General features: G+C 70.8%; 2 protein-coding genes and 2 pseudogenes. 2 read left to right on the top strand and 2 right to left on the bottom strand.

Annotation, left to right across the window (positions count from 1 at the left end):
- Window positions 1-301, bottom strand: a pseudogene (locus AB8Z36_RS27200) (pyridoxamine 5'-phosphate oxidase family protein); the annotation flags it as partial.
- 159 nt (window positions 302-460) lie between these two features.
- Between AB8Z36_RS27200 and clpB the strand changes: the two are divergent.
- Both clpB and AB8Z36_RS27210 read left to right on the top strand, forming a co-directional pair.
- Complete coding sequence (gene clpB, locus AB8Z36_RS27205) at window positions 461-3,076, top strand: ATP-dependent chaperone ClpB (protein WP_369216020.1); 2,616 nt, start codon at window positions 461-463, stop codon at window positions 3,074-3,076.
- Window positions 3,077-3,152: 76 nt separating this feature from the next.
- A complete protein-coding gene (locus AB8Z36_RS27210; RefSeq protein ID WP_369216021.1) occupies window positions 3,153-3,692 on the top strand; it encodes a YbjN domain-containing protein in 540 nt (179 codons plus the stop codon).
- A 30-nt stretch (window positions 3,693-3,722) separates the two neighbouring features.
- Here the strand turns inward: AB8Z36_RS27210 and AB8Z36_RS27215 are convergent.
- A pseudogene (locus AB8Z36_RS27215) lies at window positions 3,723-4,916 on the bottom strand (pyridoxal phosphate-dependent aminotransferase); the annotation flags it as partial.
- Window positions 4,917-5,079: the final 163 nt, after the last annotated feature.

The raw sequence follows: 5,079 nt of genomic DNA on the forward strand, positions 1-5,079 counted from the left end.
CCTCGAACTGGCAGACCGCCACCCGCGCCCCCGTCCCGCCCCCGGCGGCCGTCGCCGCGCGGACGTGCACGGCCTTGCGGCTGGTCCCGCGGGCGAGCACCCGTGCCACGCCCTCCTCCGGGTCGAACGTCACGCCGACCGGCACCACGTGCGGGCTGCCGTCCGGGCGCGGGGTCGTCAAGGTGCACAGGTGACGTTCGCGCCAGAAGCTGAGGTAGGACTCGGGCGGGTCACTCAGGTCGACCCGGCGGCTCGGTGGCCTGGTGTGCGGCGCCTCGGCGCCCGATGGCTTCGTGCTCATGGTCCGGAACATAACCGCCCGGCCTTACCTCCCCCGCCTTGAGTGGAATAGACTCAACTTTGTGCACGTTGACCAAGTCAGTGTGGAGGGGCGGTACGGGGTACTCGTAGGCCCGTGAACCCGCGACGAGTGGTTGGACCGTAAGGAGGAGAAGCGCACGTGGACGCAGAGCTGACCAACAGGAGCCGGGACGCGATCAACGCGGCCGGTGACCGTGCCGTGCGGGGCGGGCACGCCGACCTGACGCCCGCGCACTTGCTTCTGGCGCTGCTGGAAGGCCAGGACAACGAGAACATCACCGACCTGCTCGCCGCGGTCGACGCCGACCAGGCGGCCGTGCGCGCCGACGCCGAGCGCGTCCTCGCCGCCCTGCCCAGCGTCACCGGGTCCACGGTGGCACCGCCGCAGCCCAACCGTGAGCTGCTCGCGGTCATCGCCGACGCCTCGGCGCGCGCCAAGGAGCTCGGCGACGAGTACCTCTCGACCGAGCACCTGCTGATCGGCATCGCCGCCAAGGGCGGCAGGGCGGGCGAGGCCCTCGCCAGGCACGGGGCCACCGACAAGAAACTGCTGGAAGCGTTCGAGACGACAAGGGGAGGGCGCCGGGTGACCACACCCGACCCCGAGGGTCAGTACAAGGCCCTGGAGAAGTTCGGCACCGATTTCACCGCCGCGGCCCGCGAGGGACGGCTCGACCCGGTCATCGGACGGGACCAGGAGATCCGCCGGGTCGTCCAGGTCCTGTCCCGGCGTACGAAGAACAACCCCGTGCTCATCGGCGAGCCCGGCGTCGGCAAGACCGCCGTCGTCGAGGGCCTCGCCCAGCGCATCGTGAAGGGGGACGTGCCGGAGTCCCTGAAGAACAAGCGGCTGGTCTCCCTCGACCTCGGCGCGATGGTCGCCGGGGCGAAGTACCGCGGCGAGTTCGAGGAGCGCCTCAAGACCGTCCTCTCCGAGATCAAGGAGAGCGACGGGCAGATCATCACCTTCATCGACGAGCTGCACACCGTCGTCGGCGCGGGCGCGGGCGGTGACTCCGCGATGGACGCGGGGAACATGCTGAAGCCGATGCTGGCCCGCGGCGAGCTGCGCATGGTCGGCGCCACCACCCTGGACGAGTACCGCGAGCGGATCGAGAAGGATCCCGCCCTGGAGCGGCGCTTCCAGCAGGTGCTCGTCGCCGAGCCGTCCGTCGAGGACTCCATCGCGATCCTGCGCGGGCTCAAGGGGCGGTACGAGGCGCACCACAAGGTGCAGATCGCCGACAGCGCCCTGGTGGCCGCCGCGACCCTCTCCGACCGGTACATCACCTCGCGCTTCCTGCCCGACAAGGCCATCGACCTCGTCGACGAGGCGGCGTCCCGGCTGCGCATGGAGATCGACTCCTCCCCCGTGGAGATCGACGAACTCCAGCGCGCCGTCGACCGGCTGCGCATGGAGGAGCTCGCGCTCAGCAAGGAGACCGACCCGGCGAGCAAGCAGCGCCTGGAGAAGCTCCGGCGCGACCTCGCCGACAAGGAGGAGGAGCTGCGCGGGCTCACCGCACGCTGGGAGAAGGAGAAGCAGTCCCTCAACCGCGTCGGCGCCCTGAAGGAGAAGCTCGACGAGCTGCGCGGCCAGGCCGAGCGCGCCCAGCGCGACGGCGACTTCGACACCGCCTCCAAGCTGCTCTACGGCGAGATCCCCACCCTGGAGCGTGACCTGGAAGCCGCCTCCGAGGCCGAGGAGGAGGCCGCGCAGGCCAAGGACACCATGGTCAAGGAGGAGGTCGGACCCGACGACATCGCCGACGTCGTCGGAGCCTGGACCGGCATCCCCGCCGGGCGCCTCCTCGAAGGCGAGACCCAGAAGCTGCTCCGCATGGAGGACGAGCTCGGCAAGCGGCTCATCGGGCAGACCGAGGCCGTGCGGGCCGTCTCCGACGCGGTGCGGCGCACCCGCGCGGGGATCGCCGACCCCGACCGCCCCACCGGCTCCTTCCTCTTCCTCGGTCCGACCGGCGTCGGCAAGACGGAGCTGGCGAAGGCCCTCGCGGACTTCCTCTTCGACGACGAGCGGGCCATGGTCCGCATCGACATGAGCGAGTACGGCGAGAAGCACAGCGTGGCCCGCCTGGTCGGCGCCCCGCCCGGGTACGTGGGCTACGAGGAGGGCGGCCAGCTCACCGAGGCGGTGCGGCGGCGCCCGTACAGCGTCGTGCTGCTCGACGAGGTGGAGAAGGCGCACCCGGAGGTCTTCGACGTCCTGCTCCAGGTCCTCGACGACGGGCGCCTCACCGACGGCCAGGGCCGCACGGTGGACTTCCGCAACACCATCCTGGTCCTGACCTCCAACCTCGGCAGCCAGTACCTGGTGGAGCCCCTCACGTCCGAGGAGGAGAAGAAGCAGCAGGTCCTTGAGGTGGTGCGGGCCTCCTTCAAGCCGGAGTTCCTCAACCGCCTGGACGACCTGGTGGTCTTCTCGGCGCTCAGCAAGGACGAGCTGGCGCACATCGCCAAGCTCCAGATCGACCGCCTCGGCAGGCGGCTCGCCGAACGCCGCCTCACCCTGGACGTCACCCCCGAGGCCCTCGCCTGGCTCGCGGACGAGGGCAACGACCCGGCGTACGGCGCGCGCCCCCTGCGCCGCCTCATCCAGACGTCGATCGGCGACCGGCTCGCCAAGGAGATCCTGGCGGGCGAGGTCAAGGACGGCGACGTCGTCCGGGTGGACAGGTTCGAGGACGGCCTGATCGTGGGCCCCGCGACGGTTTCGCCCTCGGCCAAGTCCCTGTAACACGGGGGTCCGGGCTTGCCCCATGGGGCCCATCCTGGGAGAGGATGGGCCCCATCCATACGAAGGGACAACGCACGTGAGCATCGACCCGTCCTCGATTCCGAATTTCGGGGGCCAGCCCGAACCGCAGCAGGGCGCAGGACCGGCGGGCCCCGTCGTCCCCGACCAGGACCTGGTCAAGCAGCTCCTGGACCAGATGGAGCTCAAGCACGTCGTCGACGACGAGGGTGACCTCGCGGCGCCGTGGGAGGAGTTCCGTACGTACTTCATGTTCCGCGGCGAGGACGACCAGCAGGTCTTCTCGGTGCGGACGTTCTACGACCGGGCGCACCAGATCGAGCAGAAGCAGCAGCTCCTGGAGTCGATCGACGACTGGAACCGCCGCACCCTGTGGCCGAAGGTATACAGCCACACGCACGACGACGGCACGGTCCGCCTGATCGGCGAGGCCCAGATGCTGATCGGCACCGGAGTCTCCCTGGAGCACTTCGTGTCCTCGACGGTGAGCTGGGTGCGCGCCGCGATCGAGTTCGACCGCTGGCTCGTCGAGCAGCTCGGCCTGGAGTCCGAGGTCGACTCCGCCGAGGGCACCGAGAAGCCGGACGACGAGGCCTAGAGCCCCGTACCTTCCTGTACGACGAGAGCCCGCCAGCGACTTGAGGCGGGTCACCGCCTCCTCCAGGACCGGGACCCGCTTGCAGAAGGCGAAGCGGACGAAGGGGGCGCCCGCGTCGCGGTGGTCGTAGAAGACGGCGTTCGGGATGGCGACGACGCCCGCACGCTCCGGCAGCGAGCGGCAGAAGGCGAAGCCGTCGCTCTCGCCGAGGGGGCGGATGTCGGTCGTCACGAAGTAGGTGCCCGCGGGCCGGTACACGTCGAACCCGGCGGCCGTCAGACCCTCGCTGAGCAGGTCCCGCTTGGCCCGCAGGTCCGCCCGGAAGTCCGCGAAGAAGGAGCCGGGCAGCGCGAGCGCCTCGGCGACCGCGTACTGGAAGGGCCCCGCGGACACGAAGGTCAGGTACTGCTTCGCCGAGCGGACGGCCGCGACCAGCTCCGGCGAGGAGGTCACCCAGCCGACCTTCCAGCCCGTGAAGGAGAAGGTCTTGCCCGCGGACCCGATGGTGACCGTGCGCTCGCGCATGCCGGGGAAGGAGGCGAGCGGGATGTGCTCGGCGTCGTCGAAGACGAGGTGTTCGTAGACCTCGTCGGTGACGACGAGCAGATCGCGCTCGACGGCGAGCTCCGCGATCTCCGCCAGCTCGGCGCGGGTGAGGACCGTGCCGGTCGGGTTGTGCGGGGTGTTTAGGAGGAGCAGCCGGGTGCGGGGCGTGACCGCGTCGCGCAGCTCGTCCAGGTCGAGGTGGAAGCGGCCCTCGCGCGGGCGCAGGGTGACCGGGACGCGGACGCCGCCGGCCAGCGCGATCGAGGCGGCGTAGGAGTCGTAGTACGGCTCCAGGGCGATGACCTCGTCGCCCGGCTCGACCAGGGCGAGCAGCGACGCGGCGATCGCCTCGGTGGCCCCCGCCGTCACCAGGACCTCGCGGTCGGGGTCGTACGGGAGGGAGTAGCGGGCGAGCTGGTGCTCGGCGATGGCCGTGCGCAGCTCGGGAATGCCGGGGCCCGGCGGGTACTGGTTGCCGCGGCCGTCCCGCAGCGCCCGCACCGCCGCCTCCCGGACGGCCTCGGGACCATCGGTGTCCGGAAAGCCCTGCCCCAGGTTGATCGCGCCCGTGGACACCGCGAGGGCGGACATCTCGGCGAAGATCGTCGTACCGAACTCGGCGAGGCGGCGATTGAGCAGCGGCCGCCCGCTCCCGGAAGTGGAGGTCATGCCCGCCATCCTGCGCCGAACCTCTGGAGTTCCTCAACTCTGCTTTGGGCTCCGGTGGGGCCGGGCATCCCCCTGGCACGCGAGAAGCGAGGCCCACGGGGGACCTGCTTCGGGGGAATGAGAAGGAGCGTGATGGCCGTGGTCGGGGTCTTCGTCTTCGTCGGGCTGGTCG

It is taken from the genome of Streptomyces flavofungini (genome assembly GCF_041028215.1).
Classification (GTDB): Bacteria; Actinomycetota; Actinomycetes; order Streptomycetales; family Streptomycetaceae; genus Streptomyces; species Streptomyces flavofungini_B.